This is a genomic window from Saprospiraceae bacterium (genome assembly GCA_016719615.1).
Lineage (GTDB): Bacteria > Bacteroidota > Bacteroidia > Chitinophagales > Saprospiraceae > Vicinibacter.
This window is the reverse complement of record JADJYQ010000001.1, coordinates 744,119-769,661: the sequence shown is the minus strand read 5'-3', so window position 1 is coordinate 769,661 and position 25,543 is coordinate 744,119. Positions and strand designations below refer to the sequence as shown.

Here is a 25,543-nt window from a genome sequence, read left to right as displayed (position 1 = left end):
TTATTTTGGGCATTGCTCAAAAAAAAGGCCCTGACCGAAGCCAGAGCCCTATAAAAATTACTACTAATAATGCTCTAATCCATAATCACCATCTTTCCGGTGTGGCTTGCATCTCTGTAATCAAGCTGATAGTAATAGACTCCTGCCTGATTTACCTGCTCTTTGCCGATCCGGTATTCATGGTATCCTTTTGTCAATTCCATCTGATCGATGAAATGTATTTTACCGCTTACATCGTAAACGGTCAACTTGACTGTTCCGTTTTGTGGTAAGATCATTCCAATCATCGTTTCTTCATTCCAAGGATTCGGTTCATTGGGGATGACCACAAATGTTTCCTGACTGCTTCCTCTGAACTTAATTGCAAGCTGACCTTCACTTCCATCATTGACTACACTGAGTGCCGGAGTGATACTTTGTCCGATGCGCAAGACTTCAGAAGTATTACAATTTTCCTTTGCTCTAACTTTTAATGTCAACAACTCCATTCCATCTTCCATATTGCCATTCCAACTTAAGCTCAGCTTTCCGTTGGTCAATTGATGCAATGAATAATGGTCATCGCTTACTCCTTTTTTCGAATTGCCTTCCACTCCAATGATTTCTAATTGTTGCGTCAGCCATTCCAGGGTAAACTGTAATCCGTTATAATTCTTGCCGTTTACAATTCGCAGCGCAATCTCTGTTTCCTCACCTTTCATCAATGCTATTGCATCTGCTTCCAGCTCTAATACTTGTCCACTTCTATTGCTTATACTTCCAAATCCCTTTGTTGCTGCGGTACCATTGAGGTCTCCCACTTTCACTGCATAAAAATCAAGTTTCATATCGCTATGCAAACTCGATATTTCATAAGATTCAGGAATAACTTGTTTTAATGCATTGCTGACATCGTTGAATGCATGTAATGCATGTACAAATCTCCAACTGGTGTTGCCCTGGATTTCATTTGTAATACCAAGGATCAATCGTCTCAATTCAGATACGTCCTTCGCCGTAATCTCTCCGCTGCGATTGGCATCTGCTGCTATCATTTTATATCCGGATGTAAGAGGCTCGATGCCCAATATATGTCTTTGAATTTTGACAATGTCTGCTGTACTTACTCCATTCACCCAGCCATCGGTCTTTCTTGGCGTTAGTTCGTATTTTTGATTCGTCGGAATCTGATCAAATAAATATCCGCCATTGGTATTGGTCATCAGTTCATTCCGGCCTGAATTCAATAACTCTATCCGTACATTCTCTACCCTGTCCATCACTTCGGTCATGATTTCGCCCTCAACTTTAGCATTGGTAAACATAGGCGGGCAAAAATGGCTATTGTCCTGATATCTATAAAAGTTCTGCAGAATGAAGTGTTGCCATTGATATCTGTCACCCACATTTCTACTTCCCAATCCGCGATCGTCGCAATCAAATATCCGGTATATATCGTTGGTATCTGCTGAAAAACTCAATACCACATAATATCCACAATTATGATAAGAACCCGCATCAAAATCCTTTGCCCAAACGGTATCCATGGCTACATCCGGAATTCCATCGCCGGTAAGATCCATAGGCACCAGGCTCGTCGACAATCCGTTCAGACAATATGCAACGGGTGGTTTGCAGTTGAGCAATTCCAACGTGAAACTAGACTTCGCGGTATTTCCACAACGGTCTTCGACTTCCCATTTCACCAGGTGTGTGCCTAATGGCCACGTCCCATTCACTTCATCAACTCCGATTCTGCTTTGTATAAAATCGATGGTACCATCGCTATGGTAATCTATTTTACAGATATACAACAGTTCGTCAAAATTTGTGCAATCATCTGAAGCTTCAATAGAAAAACTTACAGGTATAGGTCTGCAATTGACATCGTAACTGCAAATGGTCGTATCAGGACTGATTCTGTCTATAGTTGGATCTACGTAATTAAATACTTTGATGTATTGTGTATCCTGCCAAATGATCACATTGTTATCAATATCTCTTTGACACCAGTCGATCACTTTCCACACTCTAATTATTTTAAAACATGGATCTCCAACATTGGTAGGTGACAATACATGATCGTGATAACTCAATCCGATTAAACTGCATTCATCGTCATTCGTTACTGGTTTATCATAAGGATAAAACAATCTTTCCGGAATCAATTGATTTGGATCGCAGATATCTGAGGTCTCGTAATCATCCGGCCAGTCGATATCATTGTTATCAAATATGTGGTGATTTACAACGGTAATTCTTTGAAAGCATTCCTGGCTGTAATTACCTTGTTGATCGCGTGCTGCAAAATACCGGTAAAAGTATCCGATTCCGCATTGGTTCAATTCAGGTCCGAGATATAGTCTTTCCAAAATCGTGGGTGGACAATTATCTGCTGCATATCCGTCTAATGGATGACCGTCTATATGATGGTAATAGCTTGGATCAATAATGATTTTTTCCCTTACAGATGTATCCGTAACTACTTTACCAAACACTTCCAAATTATTGTAGTCTATATCAAATCTGCAATCAACCGTAATATTTGGCGGACAACTGATTTGTGGAGCTTCTTTATCCTGAACTTCAACATTGACCATGCAAATGGCTTCGTTACCGCTATGATCAATCACTTTAAATCCAACCATTACAGTTTGTCCTACATCTTCGCAACAAAATCCAACTTCCGGACCCCAATCATCTTCCCTCTTGTGTTGCAATAATCATCCTGCATTCTTCTCACTTCAAAATGATGTACTGCGCATTCATCAAAACTGCCATCGTCAAATACTTCTGCCGGTACCTAGGTCTCTCTCCAAACCTGTTGAGTGCAACAACTGTATTCCTATCGCAAACTGCTACCGGTTCCGTTGCATCAATCACATTGATGATGATATAAACTTCAGTTAAATTGTAACAATCATCATAGACCCTGTAATAAATCGTATCTTTTCCTGCTGGTAAATCTACCCAACCACCATTTTGATTTAATAATATTCCACCGGGATATGCTATATCTACTCTCAGTTTATTGTGACAAGCATCTTCTGCTTCTATAGGTGGCAATAATACTCTTCCATAACAACTGCGCGGGCCTGTTGTCGCATCAAATCCATAGGGCATGTGTGTGATCACAGGACCGAATGGATCGCTAATGATAATCAATTGATTGGATTGTCTTGTGATTTCTGTATGACACCACCACTCCCTTACAGTCCAGGTACGCATGATCTTGCGAACACAATTGATCTCTCCTAAATCTGTATCTTCATAACTTATAAACAAATGACAATCCAGTAATTCATTTAATGGCCAAATCGGATTGATACCTCCATCACTTTGAACAACATAAGGTACTCTGGTAACCAATGGACTTGGGTTTCCATTTTGATCTTTTAAAAATTTAGTTTCACAAGTAAAATTATAAAAATCAAGCGTTGGTAAAACTACATCTTCAGCTTTGATCCTTTTTGTATAAATAGTATCTGTACAATAATCAGCACCACCAAACTCATCTCTAATTTCGATATCTCTGAAGATTCCTTTTAAAAATAATGAATCACAATCATAATGTACAAACCTTTCACCAATTGTAGTAACGGTATATTTACTGCAATCAAAACCTTCGTAATTCAATGGAAAATTTTCCTCCACCAAATTGCAATCAACAGTGTCTGCACGACAAACGATCACAGGCGCTAATTTGTCTTCAATTACCAAGCTTGACCAACAAGAATTGCCTGTTGTTGGATCTGTTACACTTGCCAAAATGGTTTTACCTATCCAATCTTGGGTGACCGGATTTGGAACAGGATGTCCATAGTGACTTAATGTGACTTCAAATAAATCGTAACAATTAAAATCTCCTGATAATAACATTTCCGGAGTGATCTCAGCATTACAATCTTCATTGAGGCTGATATTTAAATCAATGCATTGCATTGAAGCAGATCCAATCACATTTACATTAAAACTGCATTGCGCTGTTTGACCGGCGGCATCTTCAACTTCATAAATATTCGTAGTGACTCCCGGCGGAAAAACAGATCCGCTAGCCAAACCCGAAATTAATTTTATTTTTAATCCATCTTCAATTTCAATGATGTATCTTTTAATAGGAACAATTGAATCACCATCATACCATGTACCTGGCCCAAAACCTGGAACATTTATATCAAAATACCAAACATAATCACCATCGATAAAACCGGGTTGTAAAGGGCCCCAGTTTGAGTAAATAAATTCTTCTTCTGTGGTCCATTTAAAATGATCCAATCTAGGAGAGTACCTTAATCCGATCCAATATTGATTGGAACCTATTCCATTTCCGGGAAGGAAAGGATTTGTAAATGGAATGTTGCTTGTAAGGAAATTATTTTCTAAAACATCTTCAATGGTCACTAGATGTCCACCTAATTCAGCTGCAAGTTGATTGGCATCTAACCAGTTTTGATGGTTTGTTATTCCCGGAGGAGAAATAAAGTAAGAATTACCATTGAAACTTCCAATGAAATTGTAACCCGGTAGATTAACTACTCCGGTCGGACAAGTACCCGTTCCCGTGACTGCATAGCAATAAACTCTGTTGCAATCAAAAGTATCCAGGTCAATTGTAATGTCCGGTGGGCAGCTTATCGTTGTTTCTGAATCCAATAAAGTAAGAATTATTTGACAAGTTTCTTCGCATCCACTATTTGTAACTGTAACAGAGTAGGTATCTGCATTTATAACAGATATACAACGCGTTGTTTCACCAGTACTCCATAAATATGTGTCACCTACCAATTCGGGCACACACAACAAAGTACTTGTACCTGGGCATATCGTATTATTTCCGGTGATGATACAATCTGAAACGACACTTACCGTGCTTAAGCAACTACTTGTGCAACCATTCACATCTGTGATTGTAACCCTATAATTTCCAGCTGTACTTACACTAATGCAATTAGATGTTTCTCCGGTATTCCATAAATAACTACTACCGGCGACATTTGGCACGCACAGGTTAGTTGAATTTCCAGGACATATTCTGTTTAATCCGGTGATCGCACATATTGGCAATGGATTAATACTAACAAAAGTATTACAACTACTCACACAACCATTTGCAGCTGTAACCGTGACACTATAATTTCCTGCAGTAACAGCAGTGATACAATTTGAAGTTGCACCCGTGTTCCATAAATAAGTACTACCGACTACATTGGCAACACAAAGCAAAGTTGAACTCCCAAGACAAAAAGAGGTATTCCCTGATATAATACAATCTGCCAATGGGTTGACGGTAACTGTACGACTGCATAAACTTACACAGCCATTAGCTTGGGTAACAGTTACACTGTATGTTCCTGCATTACTATTTGTGAGGCAATTTGTTTGTTCGTTTGTACTCCATAGATAAGAATTTCCAATTACATTCGGTACACATAAGGTCGCAGAACTTCCTGCACAAATGGAGTTATTTCCCGAAATGTTACACGTTATTATTTGACTAACTATGACTGATTTACTACAAACATTTGAGCAACCATTGATGTCAGTAATCGTAACATTGAATGATCCGCTTGAATTTACCAAAATACATTCTGTGGTAGCGCCTGTGCTCCATTCGTAGGAATGACCAGTCACATTGGGTGCACATAAATTGGTAGAGCTACCCGGACAAATCAGTTCATCTCCGGAAATTGAGCAGGCAGGTAATGAATTTACGGTAACCTGGATATGATTTGAAGTATCACTTCCGCAAAGATTTGTGTTTACTACAAAATAATCTCCAGATGTAGAAACACTAATGGAAGGAGTTGTTGCACCCGTATTCCAAACTCCACCAACATTCCCTACAAGTATAACACTCCCACCTGTACAAAAAGTAGTGGCTCCAGTAGCGACGATACTTGAAGGTATTGGTCTTTGACTAATATTGACAACATTGTTAAATAATGAAATTGCACCGGCAGTTGACAAAGCTCTTCCATAAAGTGAAGAAGCTTCTAAAAGACTTATTGCTCCATTGGCAACGAGGGTTCCTCTAAAAACTGAACCTTCACCTAAAGCAAAAGCACCATTGACTTGCCAGTATACATTGCAAATAGATGCACCATTTATCAAAGTTACTTTTGAGAGCGTACTTGTAGATAGTGCGCCATTAATTTGAAATATAAATAATGCATTAGGATCACCTTGCCCATCTAAAATTAATTCAGCATTAAGAGTTGCCGCAGCTCCTATACAATAAACATCTGGACCTAGAACTTGTCCATTTCCCAGTGTCGAGCCTATAACTTGGTCACACATCACTCCGAATAAATCGCTATATACGAGAGCAACATCTGCTGCGGCTTGGGCAGCTGCAGGATCTGAAATATGTATGGAACCGATCACAATTCCGGGCGGGAATCCACTGAAGGCTCCAACGTTTGTGCCAATGTCACCTGTAATTACCGTTGCACCATTATTATTAAATGCACCAGCAGCAGTAAATAAAGCGAAACTTGAAGTTGATCTTAAATCGGGAGCTTGGGCAAAATTGAATTTTGCAATCAATGAAAAACAAACCAAATAAATTAGAGAAAAATTGGATCGTAGTTTAAAACTCATCATTGAGGATTTAGTTATTAGAAAATAACTAAATTTCGTTTTGAAGTGATCCGAGTCGGGAAATTACTGAGAAGCACTAAATAAATAAAGTTCTACTTATGAACTTTCACAAAATTAAACTTTAATTCGCAATTTTACTAACATATTATATAATTTAGATATGTAAATTTATAAAAATACATATATTATTGAATATCTGTTATATATACTTTAATTAAATAAATATGTTTTAAATTTAACCGGCATAAAAAAGGCCCTGACCGAAGCCAGAGCCCTATAAAAATTACTACTAATAATGCTCTAATCCATAATCACCATCTTTCCGGTGTGGCTTGCATCTCTGTAATCAAGCTGATAGTAATAGACTCCTGCCTGATTTACCTGCTCTTTGCCGATCCGGTATTCATGGTATCCTTTTGTCAATTCCATCTGATCGATGAAATGTATTTTACCGCTTACATCGTAAACGGTCAACTTGACTGTTCCGTTTTGTGGTAAGATCATTCCAATCATCGTTTCTTCATTCCAAGGATTCGGTTCATTGGGGATGACCACAAATGTTTCCTGACTGCTTCCTCTGAACTTAATTGCAAGCTGACCTTCACTTCCATCATTGACTACACTGAGTGCCGGAGTGATACTTTGTCCGATGCGCAAGACTTCAGAAGTATTACAATTTTCCTTTGCTCTAACTTTTAATGTCAACAACTCCATTCCATCTTCCATATTGCCATTCCAACTTAAGCTCAGCTTTCCGTTGGTCAATTGATGCAATGAATAATGGTCATCGCTTACTCCTTTTTTCGAATTGCCTTCCACTCCAATGATTTCTAATTGTTGCGTCAGCCATTCCAGGGTAAACTGTAATCCGTTATAATTCTTGCCGTTTACAATTCGCAGCGCAATCTCTGTTTCCTCACCTTTCATCAATGCTATTGCATCTGCTTCCAGCTCTAATACTTGTCCACTTCTATTGCTTATACTTCCAAATCCCTTTGTTGCTGCGGTACCATTGAGGTCTCCCACTTTCACTGCATAAAAATCAAGTTTCATATCGCTATGCAAACTCGATATTTCATAAGATTCAGGAATAACTTGTTTTAATGCATTGCTGACATCGTTGAATGCATGTAATGCATGTACAAATCTCCAACTGGTGTTGCCCTGGATTTCATTTGTAATACCAAGGATCAATCGTCTCAATTCAGATACGTCCTTCGCCGTAATCTCTCCGCTGCGATTGGCATCTGCTGCTATCATTTTATATCCGGATGTAAGAGGCTCGATGCCCAATATATGTCTTTGAATTTTGACAATGTCTGCTGTACTTACTCCATTCACCCAGCCATCGGTCTTTCTTGGCGTTAGTTCGTATTTTTGATTCGTCGGAATCTGATCAAATAAATATCCGCCATTGGTATTGGTCATCAGTTCATTCCGGCCTGAATTCAATAACTCTATCCGTACATTCTCTACCCTGTCCATCACTTCGGTCATGATTTCGCCCTCAACTTTAGCATTGGTAAACATAGGCGGGCAAAAATGGCTATTGTCCTGGATATCTATAAAAGTTCTGCAGAATGAAGTGTTGCCATTGATATCTGTCACCCACATTTCTACTTCCTGCAATCCGCGATCGTCGCAATCAAATATCCGGTATATATCGTTGGTATCTGCTGAAAAACTCAATACCACATAATATCCACAATTATGATAAGAACCCGCATCAAAATCCTTTGCCCAAACGGTATCCATGGCTACATCCGGAATTCCATCGCCGGTAAGATCCATAGGCACCAGGCTCGTCGACAATCCGTTCAGACAATATGCAACGGGTGGTTTGCAGTTGAGCAATTCCAACGTGAAACTAGACTTCGCGGTATTTCCACAACGGTCTTCGACTTCCCATTTCACCAGGTGTGTACCTAATGGCCACGTCCCATTCACTTCATCAACTCCGATTCTGCTTTGTATAAAATCGATGGTACCATCGCTATGGTAATCTATTTTACAGATATACAACAGTTCGTCAAAATTTGTGCAATCATCTGAAGCTTCAATAGAAAAACTTACAGGTATAGGTCTGCAATTGACATCGTAACTGCAAATGGTCGTATCAGGACTGATTCTGTCTATAGTTGGATCTACGTAATTAAATACTTTGATGTATTGTGTATCCTGCCAAATGATCACATTGTTATCAATATCTCTTTGACACCAGTCGATCACTTTCCACACTCTAATTATTTTAAAACATGGATCTCCAACATTGGTAGGTGACAATACATGATCGTGATAACTCAATCCGATTAAACTGCATTCATCGTCATTCGTTACTGGTTTATCATAAGGATAAAACAATCTTTCCGGAATCAATTGATTTGGATCGCAGATATCTGAGGTCTCGTAATCATCCGGCCAGTCGATATCATTGTTATCAAATATGTGGTGATTTACAACGGTAATTCTTTGAAAGCATTCCTGGCTGTAATTACCTTGTTGATCGCGTGCTGCAAAATACCGGTAAAAGTATCCGATTCCGCATTGGTTCAATTCAGGTCCGAGATATAGTCTTTCCAAAATCGTGGGTGGACAATTATCTGCTGCATATCCGTCTAATGGATGACCGTCTATATGATGGTAATAGCTTGGATCAATAATGATTTTTTCCTTACAGATGTATCCGTAACTACTTTACCAAACACTTCCAAATTATTGTAGTCTATATCAAATCTGCAATCAACCGTAATATTTGGCGGACAACTGATTTGTGGAGCTTCTTTATCCTGAACTTCAACATTGACCATGCAAATGGCTTCGTTACCGCTATGATCAATCACTTTAAATCCGACCATTACAGTTTGATTCACATCTTCGCAACAAAATCCAACTTCCGGACCCCAATCATCTTCCCCTCTTGTGTTGCAATAATCATCCTGCATTCTTCTCACTTCAAAATGATGTACTGCGCATTCATCAAAACTGCCATCGTCAAATACTTCTGCCGGTACCCAGGTCTCTCCAAACCTGTTGAGTGCAACAACTGTATTCCTATCGCAAACTGCTACCGGTTCCGTTGCATCAATCACATTGATGATGATATAAACTTCAGTTAAATTGTAACAAGCATCATAGACTCTATAATAAATCGTGTCTTTTCCTACAGGTAAATCAACCCAGCCGCCATTTTGATTCAACAAAATGCCGCCCGGATATGCGATATCTATTCTTAGATCATCATGACATACATCACGTGCTTCAATCGGTGGTAACAATACTCTTGCATAACAACTGCGCGGACCTGTCGTTGCATCAAAACCATATGGCATGTGTGTGATTTCAGGTCCATCGATGCCTCTGATAATGATTAACTGCGGAATATTTCTGGTAATTTCCGTATGACACCACCATTCGCGGATGGTCCACATTCTCATTATTTTCCGGACACAGTTTATTTCTCCAAGGTCAAGATCTTCATAGCTGATAAATAAATGACAATCTAATAATTCATTTAAAGGCCAGATAAAATTCAGCGTTCCATCAGTCTGATAGTGATATGGCAATCCAGTTATTTCAGGACTTGGATTTCCATTCTCATCTAAATCAATCGGCCGGTTACAATATAAATCAACTTGTTGATCAGGTAAGAAAATATCACCTAGTGTAATTCTTTTTACATAAATCGTATCTGTACAGTAATCAACTCCACCTTGCTCATCTTTAATTTCAATATCTCTGAAGATTCCCTTCAAAAATAAATCATTACAATCGTAATGTTCAAACCGCTCACCAATGGTAGTAACGGTGTATTTGCTGCAATCAAATCCATCATAATTCAATGGAAAATTCTCTTCCACCAAATTGCAATCAACCGTATCTGCACGGCATACAATCACCGGTGCCAATTTATCTTCTATCACAATATCACTCCAGCAACTATTGCCCGTAAGTGTATCGGTTACTTTTGCGGTGATGTGTTTCCACAACCAATCCTGGTTTATCGGATTATCGACCGGAATTCCGTAATGCGTTAATTCAACGATCATCGTTCCGGTGCAAACTCCTGTAACCAACATGTCTGGTGTAACTGTAGCCAGGCAATTTTCATCGAGGGAGAGATTGATATTTTTGCAAGGCATTGGACCACTACCTATTACCGTAACCTGAAATGCACAGGTATCTAAATTACCATAACAATCTGCCGCCTCAAATTCATAATCGTAAATTCCAGGACCTATCGGAGTATTTATATCCACGCCACTGATTTGAGTCAGTATAGGATCATCGTAAGTCATGCTAAAATTTGTAATCGTCAAAGTATCTTCAAAAGCCATGTTAGTTGAACGGACATAGAAGCACAATGGATTGACTCCATCGAGTTGAAGCGAAACAGTTCCTGATGCAAAAAATCCAGAAGGAGGAATGGAGAGGATACTATCCTTTCCATTAAATATAATTCCCGCCTCATCTCTTCTAAAATTCCCGAGATTAGCTTCAATGCTTGCAGACCAATCAAACTCAGCAACACCAGCGCAAAGAGGCTGCACACATGCTTTAATCGATGAGGTGTCATTTCGGTCATCTCCGGGAGTGCCGTTGTTAATACCTATTAATCGCAAACTATCTTCGTTATGACTCACCCACATGATACCATCAGTACCAATTATACCATCGCCCATGCCTGGTTCAGCAAACTCTTCTAAAATAGGACCGATAATCCTTGGATCCATTTCCCTTTTGAATCCAACTACCAAACTGCACGCATCTGCCGTTATCGGAGTTAATGCATTTACAATGGTATCACAATCAGTAGGATAATCCAATATAACAGTAGTATTCGAAGGACAATAGTCAAATAAATCTTTACCAGGCTCCTGCACCACTATAATATTATACTGACAAACAGAAGAGTTGCCAGAACAGTCTGTTGCAACAAATTCCATAGGATGAATTCCTGGAATAAATAACTCTCCACTTTTGGGTCCTTTGGTTTGATGAACTCCAAGTGCTATTGGGACGAAAACTAAATCGTATATAGTGAAACTATCTACACCCCCTTGGTTATCAGATTGTACTTCAAAACAAACTCTGTCACCTGCAAGAACTTGTTGCGCAATAACAGCGCCCGAGGCAGAATTTCCATTTCCTGTCGTTAATACAGCATTTACCGCCACTCCGTGTTCCTGATGATCAATCATCAATCTGGCGCGGTCCCCGGCAAATCCATCGCCATTATTCATTCGTGCCCTCCAATTGAATGAAATTGTTCCAAAACAACTGGCATAGAAACAAACATTAAATCGATTGTTTACACCGGCATTTCCATTTGTAGTGCCAACGATGGTAATGGAATCAAAAGCATGTTGAATGAATTGACCGTCGTCTCCAAAACCAGCGTTAATTTCATTGTGATAAGTAAAAAAGGATGCAGCACCAAAACCATTTACGAGACCACAATTATCAGCAGCTAATTGCGATGGTTGTGGAACTCCGGCACTTACAAAACAACTAAAATTACCAATATTTATGGTATAGTCTGGTGGACAATTGGAAATTACGGGTGCTTGTGTATCAATGTCACAAAATCCTTGAGCTCGTAGCTCAGAATTGAACACCGAAAAAATAATACTAATAAAAGACAAAAGACGTAGCGAAGAAAATAGTTTCATATTTCTTATTTTAAAATGAACCTTCGCTAAATTCTGTTCAGATGCTAAAAGAGCGCTTGGGTGTGCTTCGGGACAAAGATAAATTGTTCTTATTACATATTACAATTTTTTTTAATATTTTTTCTAAAAACAGCTCCCGAATGAACGGGAGCTGCAAAAAACGAAACCGATTACTACACACTATATCTTTGAACCTTAGTCGATTAGGATCATTCTCCGATAAACTTGGCTTTTCGCATTGCGCAATTGGTAGTAATAGATTCCTCCTTTTTGAAGTTGTGATTTATGAATCTCAACTTCATGATAACCTGCATTATAAAATCGTTTGGCTTCATAAACAATTTGGCCATTCATGTCTAAGATTCGCAATTGAATATCCATACTCTCATCTGTTGAAAAAGGTATGATCGTAGATTGACTGAATGGATTTGGAATATTCTGATGCAAGTTCAATCCATTCAAATTGGAGTGAATATCATTGAACTCAAGTTTGACAGGTACTACTTCATTTGAAGAAGTGTAGGCTTCTGAATTAAATGGCAACCATTCCATGTGCAATACATCCGATAAATTTGCAGTGGCATTCAGTTTTATTCGCAAACGGAAAACTCCTTGCTGCTGTTGATTAGGAATTTTTGCATAAGACAACCGCATCGATTTGGCATCATTATTTACGGATGAATTATCTTCATTCACAAATCCATCTTGTATTTCACTCCATTCCATCCAATCTACCAATTCCTGGTCTCCCTGCAATCCCAATTGTATTCCATCCAATTGCTCAAACTGAGAAATCCTGAATTCAATTTCATATATTTTCCCAGCTTCCAATTCCTGATCCTCTGTATGTACTAGAATAGGATTTGCAGCTCTTGTAATCAATCCTGACTGAAGACCTGAAGGAATATTAGAGTCATCAATATCGCCCATTTTTATACCAGTAAAGTCGATATAGAAATTCTTGTTTAACTGTTTGATCGTGAAATCAGTTGGATAATTTTCGTTCAAAGGATCTTCAATATCCTTAAACTTATAATCCGTCAGCAAAAATTTCCATGAAGGGCTATTTACAAACCGATCTGTCTTGCCCAATATCAATTTCCGAATTTCGACAATATCAGCAGTCGTAACTTTCTTATTACTATTTACATCTGCAGCAATATGTTTCAATGGATCCGCAAATGTTGCGATACCCAATATATGTCTTTGAATATGGATGATATCAGCCGTGCTCACTCCATTTAAAGGATTTATATCATGGCTTGAACCCACTTTATAACTACCACCGCTTGGCATATTATAAAATCCGTAATATCCATCCATACCTGAGTTCACTGATCCGGCTAAGCCATTGTCAAGCATCACTTCTACACCCTGCATATTGAGATCTTTTCTGGTTCTCACAAATCCTTTAATATGTGACAACAAGGTTGGACCACAAATCGTATCTTCATCAACGGCTTGCAATAAGGTGCAACATGAATCAATATTTCCCGCCTGATCTTTGAAGTATACTTTTACAGCTGTTGTATATTCATAATTTGTAATGGAATCACAACATATCGTGCGAATCGTATCGCTGAAATCGTCCCTATTAAAAGAAGTCATAATAAATGCTGAATCGGTACAATTGTCATCAACTTTTAATATAAACTCCTGAGAATTAAAATCAGCACAACCATCATCCTGAATTTTTTTCACAACTTTTCTGCAAGTAAATTCCGGAGCCACTGTGTCTATTACCGTAATACTCACCATCTTGGTTGCCACATTACAACAACCATCGACAGCTGTGAAGGTTACCACTGTTGTACCTACAGGATATAGCCCAGATGCATTTTCTTCATTATTAACGCCAAACTGTGAATCGTTCATGATGCTGATGTTTGCAGAATCACAATTATCTACAAATGCAATTAATGTAATAAAGTTATTGCACATTGAATCATTTGCATACACAGTGGTATCATTTACTCCTAAAATATTGGGCTCGTTCTTATCATCAATAATAATAAGTTGAACAAAAGTAAAAGTCCTGTCACTACAAGTATCATAAACAGTCCAGGTCCGCTCCCACTCACAATCCGTTCTGATTTCGCACCAATTCGTGTCTACGCTTGTAATCCTTGCTCTCAAACATGAGATTCCGGATGAATCAAACCCTGGAACACCTGTAACATTCGGATCAAAATCTTCACATTCACCTACTGTTATAGGTGATGGCGGCCAAATAATATCAACTTCATCCAAAGGATCAATGTTCTGAACAGTGATCGTTTGTGTACATGAATCACGGTTTCCTGATGCATCAATAGCGACAAACTTACGAGTGATCGTTCCAATGTCGCAAATGTTTAGATTGCGGGTCACCGTTTCTGTAATGACGACTCCCGGGCAATTATCCGTCGCACTTGCAGTTCCATAAGGTGTCAGGTCATTTGTGTCATCACCACAGGAAATCGTTACATTTCCGGGACAGGTGATTTCAGGTGGAACATTTTCAATGACCGTTACTTTGGTTGTACATGTTGCTACATTGCCACAACTATCTTGTGCGGTAAACACAACAAATGTCATACCTACCGGAAATACAGGCGGCGCATTATTTGTAAAGGTAACTCCTGTGTTGCAGTTGTTATTTAATGTTGGATTTGGAAGAACCAAAATCTTTCCACAAGTATTTCCATCTGCTGCTACAATTGTATCGCGCGGACAGGTAATAGATGGTGGGTCTTGATTCTTGGTCTCAATGATCTGAATAAATTGAAATCTCTGTGTCGGACTACACACATTTATGGCAGTCCATGTGCGCAATAATCCATTACAAGGACCGGAAGATCCGGGCTGATCACTAAAACTAAATGCAACGAGTCCACAATAATCTTTCTTCAAAGAAGGAGATCCCGTTATACTTGGATCAAGCGTTGGATTACAAGTAAAAGAGACAAAAAATGGAGCCGGCCATGTTATATCATTCGGATTCAGATCTACATCCAAAGTAATTTTTTGAACGTAAAAGAACGTTGAATCATAATCCGGTTCGCAAATAAATCTAATCTCCCAGTTTCTTTCGATTACAAAACATACTTCCGGATTGGTATAAATCGTGTCGTCTTTATACCAAAAACTAACACTATCACAAACACATAATGCTTTTGGTACACCATTCAACATTTCCGGCTTTAAGGATTGTTTACAATCCGTAACAGTTATATCCGGAGGAATAGTTACTCTTGGTTTAATCGGATTGGTCACTTTTAATATCTGTATAAAAGAGAACTCCTGTTTCGTCGGAGGATCAGAACATTCATTAGAAGCAATCCATGTTCTTCTAATCCATCGGCAAGTATCTCCTGATGTTGTTAAGATTTGATCTGTATATCTGAAAACAACATAACCACAATAATCTTTAGTCAATTTTGGTGTATTGTTGATCACAGCAGTATCTACGGATCCCGGACAATTATCAACAATGACCGTATCATTAGGCCACATGATATCCAAAGGATTCAAATTTATTCTAATGGTAATTTTCTGAGTTCCGCGGAATGTACCACTTACTTCCGGCGGACAATTATAAATGGATGTCCACTTTCTATAAATGACATAACAAGTGTTAGGCTCAGTGGTGACCAGTGAATCCTGGAATGTATGCGTAAATACATTACATGGACAATTTAATTTTGGAAATCCATTCAATGAATCTGGAAGTAATACTTTCTTACAATCAGTTACTGTAATATCAGCAGGGAATTTGACCTGAGGTCCACTAGGCTTGGTCACTTTGAGAACTTGTAAAAATGTGAATCGTTCCAATTGTGGAGCTGCACTACATGTATTCAAAACCGTCCAGGTTCTATGTATAATTCTGCAAGTATCATTTTGACTTATCGTCTGATCCGTAAAAGTAATCGTCACTTCACCGCAAAAATCTTTCTTTAATCTCGGAACATTATTGATCAGAGATGTATCTACAGATCCTCTGCAATTATCAACCAGAACCGAATCTTCCGGCCATTGAATATCATTGACTGTTAATGTAATTCTGACGGTGATTTTTTGCGTACCTCTGAAAGTACCGCTTACATCCGGCGGACAATTAAATACAGACGTCCACTTTCTGTAAATAACATAGCAGGTATTGGGTTCTGACTGAACAATGGAATCTACAAAGGTATGCTGGAATGTAGGACAAGGACAATTCGTTTTAGGAACTCCATTTAATGCACCCGGGTCGAATGAAACATGACAATCAGTTACCGTAATATCCGGAGGTAAAATATATCTGATGCCTGCACCTTCAATCACTTTCAGCACTTGCCTAAATGAATAAGTTTGTGAAGGAACGCATTTACTAAATACCCTCCAAATGCGCTCATAGAAAACACAATTAGCTTCTCTTCGGATTTCCTGGTCTTCATACATCAACATCACATCGCTATTGTGCACACAGAAACGAGGCACTTCTCCAACATCTGCAGTATCAATGGATCCACGACAATTGTCAACAATGACAGAGTCTTTTGGCCATACGATATCACTTTCTTTTAAATCGGTGGTCACAATGATAACCTGAGTTCTGTCGAAAGTTCTACCTGGCTCACCTACACAATCAAATGTTACCTTCCAGGTTCTGTAAACAGCCAAACAAGTGTTCGGTACATTCAATGCGACACTATCCTTATAACTTGTACCGGTATGTGTGCAGCCTGTGCAATTGCCAATGCTTGGTCTTGAATCAATAACAACAGGATCCGTATTCTGAGAACAATCTGTTATAGTAACATTAGGCGGAAATTTAACACAACCACAGAAACTTACATTGTTATTATCCTGAATATCGATATAGGTATTGCAGCAATCCTGCTTCCCATTACTTGCAGTAACACAAATGGTTACCGTTCTACGCCCTATGGAATCACAATCGTATTTTGCTGATTTAACAGTTGTGTCCTTTCCAAATGAATAAGTCAAAGGATAGCCACAAGGATGGTAACTGCCATGATCAAAATCTTTAGCCCAGATGATTACAAATTCATCATCTACACTACCATTTCCATTTACATCCATAGGAACTAAAGAGGTCGATAATCCTACTTTACAATATGCCGTAGGAGGTTTGCAATTCAGGATTTCAAAATTGACCGTGCAAACTGATTTATTTCCGCAACGGTCCTCAAATACATACTTTATGGAATGTTTGCCTAATGGATAAAAACCACTTGCATTTATAACAGCACCTACACCCAAATTGCTGTAATCTTCTATACCATCTTTGTTCAAATCAATGTGGTATTCCCAAACTATTTCATTATCTAAAGTACAATCGTCATCGGCTGTAGCAACTAAATATGCATCGCCACCCGCACAACTCGTATCTATAATTGCAAAAACAGTGTCTGTACATCCCGTTAAAATAGTCGGCGCAACTTTATTGTGGATTTTTATAATTTGTTCGCGGGTATAAATGATAGGATCATTTGTAATTGGATCATACAATCTGCACCAGTTGATCACTTTCCACTTTCTTATAATTTTATAACAGGCATCACTACCATTTATAAATCTAAATGTATGATCCTGGTAAGAAATTCCTACTAAATCACATATATCTTCATCAATATCAGGAAATCCATAACCCTGTGGCAATGTTTCAGGCAATAATCCATTGACCAAACAACCTGATGTCTCATAATCCAAAGGCCAGATAATATCTGATTCTTTGAATGGTGATGGATTTATAATCCAAATTCGTTGCACACACACATCAATACCTACTCCGTTTCCGGCTGTAAATACTCTGTCGATATAACCTTCCCGGCATTGGTCAATATTTGGAAATACCTGTTCGGTATAGGTAGTATTACAATTATCAGAAACACGCGGCGCACCAAACTGACTTAAATCATTCAAATCAAAATGATCGTGACAGCTTATAGTGACATCATGCGGACAATAGATATGGGGTATCGTTTTATCCTGCACTTCAACGGTGACCATACAAGTATTTTCATTTCCATCATGATCAGTTACTTTAAACATCACCATGACTTCCTGACCCAAATCTTTACAACAAAAATGAATGGAATCTCTAAATTCAAGATCATCAGGTCCACACTCTGCTTGAATGGTCATTCTTCTAACCGACATAGACTTGATGTGACAATCATCATAACTGCCATCATCAAATACATTCGCTGGCACCCATACTTCACCAAAACGGTCAAGAGTGACCACTGTTTCTTTATCGCATAAAGCCACCGGCGGCGTGTTATCAATTACATCCACAAAAAAGGTGCATGCATCCACATTATAACAAAGATCATAAGCATAGAAATTCAACTTATGAGATCCTTTTGGCAGTGAAATATATTGAGCTGTAAAATCTTTTATTAAGCCTCCCGGATATAACAGATCAATGCGAAGTATTTGGCTACAACTATCAATTGCCTTAGGCATAGGTATCCAAACATTTGCATTGCAGGTGTATGCATCCGTTGTAGCTGTAATATTATATGGGCAGGTGAGTTCAGGTGGTTTATGATCTACAATTTCGATCAATTGCACGTATGATTTTACTTCAAAAGTATTGCAATACCATAATGTAAATTTCCAGTTCCGCCTGAATTTACGAGTACAGGTATATCCCGTAAATAGTTCAAGGTCTTCATAACTCACGATATAATCACAATACTTATTATCATTATTGGGCCATGCTGGTAAGCCCCGATAAAGTGGAATACCTGAGACAGAAGGTAAAGGTCTTCCGTTTGCATCAGCTGCGAATTCACCACACAGCAGTGCATTTCCTTTAGGCACTATTAGTGAATCTGGAAATACTAAAGAATCCAATTGAATGCGCTTCAGGAAAATGTCCATTTTACAATCAACCGAATAGTTTCCGGATGCATCCTTTGCACGATAGGTCCGAGTTACAATCTTTGAGTATAAATCATTACAAGGCGTATTTTCAATGGTTTCATCAACAAGTATGCGTTGCGGATCTGTATCACAATTATCTACAATGAATGGTTTTAAATAAGACTTCATCAAAGTGCAGTCTATAGTGTCATTTATACAGGTAATATTTGGCTTTATTTTGTCTTCTACCAATATATTTGACCAACACGAATTCCCATTACAAACATTAATCACTTTAGCAATTAAAGTTTTCCCTAAATGGTTGTGATTTAAAATATTATTGGGAACAAGACTTCCATCCTTATTAAAAATCATTACCGCATAAGAATTATAATCATAGGGTCCACCTAATAATAACATTTGAGAAGTAATTTGCACTTCACAACCAGCAGACAATGAAGCCTGAATAGCTCCTATACAGCTAACAGTACCTGCTGTAGATCCTATGGTAACCGGAATGAGTAATGGGCTCAAACATGAATTTGCCAAGGTCACATCTACCTTAAGTGTATGCGTTGACCCAATATTGCCAGTCCATTCAACATCTACAAGATTGTCTGCTGGGTTGGAAATAATTGTTCCTCCACTCAATAATGTCCACTCATAAGAGGCGTTCGGTATGTCTTTAATTTCATAACGCACAACTTGTCCGGAGCAAACATTGTTTTGCGATTTCAACAAAGTCAGCTCATCATAATTACATTTGTTGACTCCACTGTTAAGTTTTACACCATATTGATTTGATAAAATAATATAATATCCTATACCTTCCACATGCACACCACGTATAGTATAAATACTGGTTCCGTCACCCAGATTATTTTCATCGAGGACATACCCTAAAGGCCCTGTTATAAAAGGCAAAGGAATGTTTGGCGGATCCATGCTCAATTCATGATAAAATCCATCAACCTGATAAATGAACCAAGTATCACCTGAAATTGATCTAAATTCCAGTTCATCGTAAAATTGGCCATCATCGCCATTATATGCATTGTCCAGGCAAAAGCATTCAACTGTTCTTTCCAAATCGACAATAATAATTCCGGCAGGATCTGCGTCGTCTTCATCATCAGGTGAAGTCAAAGGATCTGGATTGGCTGAACTACCATCCGAATCATTAAAGACCACCCCACCCGGATCATTAAGTGGGTCATCATCGGGATCAGAATCTTCATCAGATACATTTACTGCGTTTGTCGCCTTGTAAATTTCCGCTCTGTTGATAATTATTCCGGCAGCTTGATTTGGATCCACACGCAATTTTATATATGCGATGGTACTATCACCCGGCAACAATCCTCCAGCCGGTAACCTGCCATTTTGTTCGTTCATTTGAAAATAGGCTTTGGTAATCCCATTAAGAGAAACTCCGGTAGCCCAATTCGGATCTTCAAGAATTAATCCTTCCGGAATATAATCCACAAGTTCTATCTCTTTTGCGGCTGTGATACCCTGATTGTATATTCTGATATTAAATGTGAGCAACTGACTGCGACTAACAATCACCTGATCAATATCTTTAATAATTGCCAAATCAAAATTGACCGGATTACTATCTGCACCATCGTGATCATCTTCATCCAATTCACCATGATCATCAGTTACATTATCCAGTAAAGTTCCGGGCACGCCACCCTTATCATTCTTATCATTTTCATCAGGTGAAGAATCAAAATCATCGCCGGGATTTCCAACATTATCAAAAGCGCTGACGATTTCTGAATAATTCGGAATCAGTTCTCCTTTATTTAAACCTGCAAATTGCAGAAAAATGGACTTACTTGCTTTTTCACCAGGTAATAAGGTGAGTTCAAATAAATGCTTCACTTTACCATCCACGAGTTCCGACCAACCATCATTAAGAGATTTGTCAAATGTATATTTTGCATCCAGGTAATCAACTATAGTAATATCCTTAGCTATGACATTTCCCTGGTTGGAAATTTCAATAATGTATTCTACGGTATCGCCTTTTAGATAAGCAATTTTAGATTCAACTAATTTTTTAGTGAGTGCAAGATCAAATACTGGCACACCCGCAGGATCTGCATCATCTTCATCGATGAGTTCGTTTGCTGATACTACATTATCTGTTGAACTATTAGGCAACCCTCCAGGATCGTTATCTTTGATTTCATCTGGGGCGCTGTCAAAATCATAGTCTGAAAGATTTTCAGATCCATTTCCCCAAACTTCAGATATTTCAGCATAATTTACCAGATCGTTTGCAACAAAATTTGAAAGGTGATCAAGTTGTAAATTGATGGAAGTGTTTGAATTTGGCAATAGAGGCGTCTGTAATAAATATTTTGCATTTGCACCGGAAACACTCCATCCATTTTGTTTGGAAAAATTACTCAAAGCAAGGCCTTCAGGAATATAATCTGTAATTTCTATTTGTGATACCGGAATATTTACCTGGTTATACATGATCATTGAAAAATTCGCCTGACGCTTGTATTTTAGAGATGTTCCATTGTTATACAATTTTATCAAAGCCAGATCCATTAATAAAAGCTGTGCAGGGTCTGCATCATCTTCATCGCTGACTCCATCTCCATTAAAAATATTATCAGTTGGTGTGCTCACGACTCCGCCTGCATCATTTGCCGGATTCAAATCTGGATTGCTATCCCAATCTCTGAGGGAAATGTCATTACCAAATAAATCAAGAGCTCCTGTAATTTCTGCTTTTGCTAATAATTCACTAGGAATTGCATCCGTTTTGACGCGCATGATCACTTCTTGTGTCATACATTCTCCGCTTGCAATAAAAGATGGGGTATTTTTCCTCAATAAGCCACCCATAATAAACCATCCATTATGATCTGAAGGACTTAATTCCAATCCCAATGGTGTATAAAAAACAACATTATGTTCACTAACAGTTACATTGCCCTGATTGCAAACAGTCAATTGAAAAGTAATATCCTGATTTTTTTTAACCGGCTTTGTTTGATCTGTAGTCAATATCAAAGCAAGATCATGAATGCTGATTGCAGCAGGATCGGCATCATCTTCATCCAATGAGCCTGCGTCTGAAATCAAGTCATCAGTTTCAGTCCCCAGCAATCCACCATTATCATTTGATGGATTATTATCAGGAGTGCTGTCATAATCAACCAGCACATTTGCACCTGCATCTCTTGCTGCATAAATTTCTGCTGTATTGCTAAGTTGATTTATATTTTGTTGTACCAGTTTTAAATGGATATCAATAGATGTTGAACTACCCGGTTGAAGATTTGCCTGCAACGTTGTGTAAGCTTTGCCCCCATTTAAATTCCAGCCCGGGTTTAATACAGGGTCAAAAACATAATTAGATGATATGTAATTTACAATATCAATGGATGATGCTGCAATATTGCCCTGATTATAAATTTCCATTCTAAATGTAACAACTTCACCACGTTTAACAGGTTCGTTGTTTAAACTAATGTTGCGCAATGCCAAATCAGCTACCGGCAATGTTTCACTATCGTGATCGTCTTCGTCGATGTTATTGTTATCGATGATGTTGTCCGTATTTGAATTGGGAACGCCCCCTTTATCATTACCATTAATGTCATCCGGCGTTGAGTCCTCATCCTTGATTACAACGCTGTTTTCATTCCACATTCCAGAAATTTCAGCTGCATTGATAATCTTATCCGGCTTCAATGATGAATTTAATCGCAAAGTAATTTCTGCAATAAATTCCGTTTTCGGTTTAATCGCAGTGTTTACTTTCAATTTTGCTTTCCCATTTGCAAAAGACCAGTCCGGATTTAATGCGGGTTCAAATTGAAAATATGTTTCGATGTAATCTGTAAGTTCAAATTGTGGTATTTGCTGATTGCCCTGATTGGTCACGATCATTTGGAAAGTGATCAATTCACCATTTTTAACAACTTTTGATCCGGTCACTTTTTTAATCAATGCCAAATCATATATTTTATCATCTGGCGGAGGAGGTAATTCCGGTTTTTCAAGAACAAAACCAATATCGAATGAATAATCATTTTGACCGGATCCACCCGTATGGATATGTATATAAGGAAAATTATTATAGATTCCACATAAAGCGGAGTTCCATAATTGGGCATCGCTATTAACGAGCGTTAGTTCAAAATCAGATTTATGCGCAGCCAACTTAACAGTATCCAGGTCCAAAATAAGATGCGCTTCATTGACCAGAAATCGGGAATCATTTACAACTAAATAATAATCTTCAAAAGATTTTATTTCATCAGGCTGACCATCCATGTTGCTATCGACATTTCCGGAGTTAAATACGTAATATCCATAGTTGTCTGTAGTTGTTGCAGCTATAATATTGCAATTTTTATCCAATAAGATCAATTCCAAACCTTTTACGGGTTTTTCATTTCCATCCTGAATTCCATTTTCATTTACATCTATCCAAACGTAATTGCCAATTTCTATGGGCACACGTGGACATCCAATCGCCATATCTCCCAGACCTGCAGATTTGCCATAAGCTGAGCTTTGTTTATTATATAATTGAATGGCCGCAGATTTTTTTCCATTAAGCGTTGAATATTTATGAAATCCTCCTGAAAAAGATTCGTAAACAGGATCATAACAGCTTGAAACAACTTCTTCAACACCGGGTAAAACAAGAACACTACCGAAAGCAACTTCAGGGTGGAGTCCTGGTCCGACGATCCAATAGTCATCTCCAAAAAATTCACCGCCGCCGGGCCCTTCATAATGATTTGGTCCATTTCCTGCGCGTGTACCTGCAATCCCTTTATTCTCAAGTTGCCAGGTATTGCCATTTTTCCACAACATAAGGACATCACCATACTCTCCGGTCAAAGGATATACAGGATCGCAATAGGTATGTCCGGTGCGATCTGTGATACCCATCACCATGAAATCATCATTTACAAATGCAAGATTTGTCAACCATTGTGAAACCGGTCTTTGATTTCCGGGATTCTGCAACCAATATTCTTTAGCAAAAGTTGTTGAGAAAATAATATTAAAGGATTTGCTGAGGATATTGAATTCATAAATATGAAAGTAAAAATCAGATTTATTTTTGCTTCCTTCCGCTGTACAAGTTACACCTATAAAAACCTTCCCTTTATAATATTCGACGGCACCGATCACATAATTTCCATTGGAACATCCGGGATCCGGCACCTTAACTTCCATGATATTTGCAGCGGTTGGATGATCAACCGGAATGATCACTAATGATTTATTATAAAGATTGCTCACAAATAACAATCGGTCATCATCAGACATATCCATGTCACCCAAGCCTGCCTTTCCAACAGCATCTGAATAGCTACAATGTAATGGATTTGATTGGGTCACACTACCACAATTAACACCCTCGGCATTTAAATCAATAAATAAATTCGTCTGATTAGATTGTTGATCTGTAACATAAATACCACCTGTACCGCCGATACCTAATGCAGCGCCGTATTTTATAAAAGCCGAAGAATATAATTTTTGCTGTGCTTTATTCCAGGCAAGTCCCCAAACAGAACCCGTCTGATTTTGCATTGCAAGTTTATAGGGATTTGTATTCAGGTTAAACTGAAACGGCAAACCTACTAACGTTGGCGAAGTAACATCTCCATCTGCTCTGACAAAACAAGTTGTAAATACATTTGCAATGGAAGGAATGCAATCCGGATTTACAGGAAATGCACCAAAATTTATATCACATGCAGGGGCTTCGACAAATCTGACATCTTGCGAACCTTGAATGCCCATAGCAGAATAATAAAACCCCGCGGGCGCATACATTTCCAGCCTGAAAATATTTTGATTGACAATATTGGGTATCACATAGTGCCCGTTCCCATCTGTCAAAATAGCGCTTATGAGCTGATTTTGAGGCCCGAAAGCTTTAACAGTTGCTTGTCCAATGCCGATTTCACCGGGATCCTTAACTCCATTTCGGTCAAGGTCCATATAAACATAGCCTGCAATTTCATGATCCTTTGCAGTGCATTGGGCCTTGACTTGTTGCGTTGTTGCACCCAAGATCAGAAAAATACCAATGAAATGTTGGTTTAAAATTGGTTTTAGGGATTTCACTAATAATGAAAATCCCAAAGTGTGTGTAAGTCTAAGTTTTCTCATTTCAAGAAACAATAAGTTAAGCTTGATAATTTTCACGCTTGTTTTCAGATAACTGTATCTGAACCCAAACGAGTGCTAACTCGTTGATTCTTAAAGAGATTTAAGTTTATGGGATAGATATATTATATATATCTACGTTGCAAATATATAACTTGTTACTAAATAACAATGAAAATATTAAAAAAAAATATATTTGTTTTTACTTAAAGTGACTTTTTAGCCTCCCTTGCATAGAAGTTGAGCTTCCAATAAGGCCTGGTCCT

General features: G+C 38.3%; 5 protein-coding genes. All 5 read right to left on the bottom strand.

Going from position 1 to position 25,543, the window contains the following annotated elements:
- Positions 1 to 74: 74 nt before the first annotated feature.
- The 5 genes from IPM92_03145 to IPM92_03125 all read right to left on the bottom strand — a co-directional run bounded on the left by IPM92_03145 (position 75) and on the right by IPM92_03125 (position 25,280).
- Positions 75 to 2,699: a T9SS type A sorting domain-containing protein gene (locus IPM92_03145; protein ID MBK9107387.1), complete on the bottom strand. Its 2,625-nt coding sequence runs from the start codon at positions 2,697 to 2,699 to the stop codon at positions 75 to 77.
- Positions 2,700 to 2,718: 19 nt separating this feature from the next.
- A complete protein-coding gene (locus tag IPM92_03140; GenBank protein ID MBK9107386.1) occupies positions 2,719 to 6,579 on the bottom strand; it encodes a DUF3494 domain-containing protein in 3,861 nt (1,286 codons plus the stop codon).
- Between the two features lie 300 nt (positions 6,580 to 6,879).
- Entirely contained in the window at positions 6,880 to 9,159 is a 2,280-nt protein-coding gene (locus IPM92_03135; protein MBK9107385.1) for a T9SS type A sorting domain-containing protein, read from the bottom strand.
- A gap of 50 nt (positions 9,160 to 9,209) precedes the next feature.
- Positions 9,210 to 12,248: a hypothetical protein gene (locus IPM92_03130; protein ID MBK9107384.1), complete on the bottom strand. Its 3,039-nt coding sequence runs from the start codon at positions 12,246 to 12,248 to the stop codon at positions 9,210 to 9,212.
- Between the two features lie 195 nt (positions 12,249 to 12,443).
- Positions 12,444 to 25,280 (bottom strand): HYR domain-containing protein, encoded by a 12,837-nt coding sequence (locus IPM92_03125; GenBank protein ID MBK9107383.1) that lies wholly within the window; start codon positions 25,278 to 25,280, stop codon positions 12,444 to 12,446.
- Positions 25,281 to 25,543: the final 263 nt, after the last annotated feature.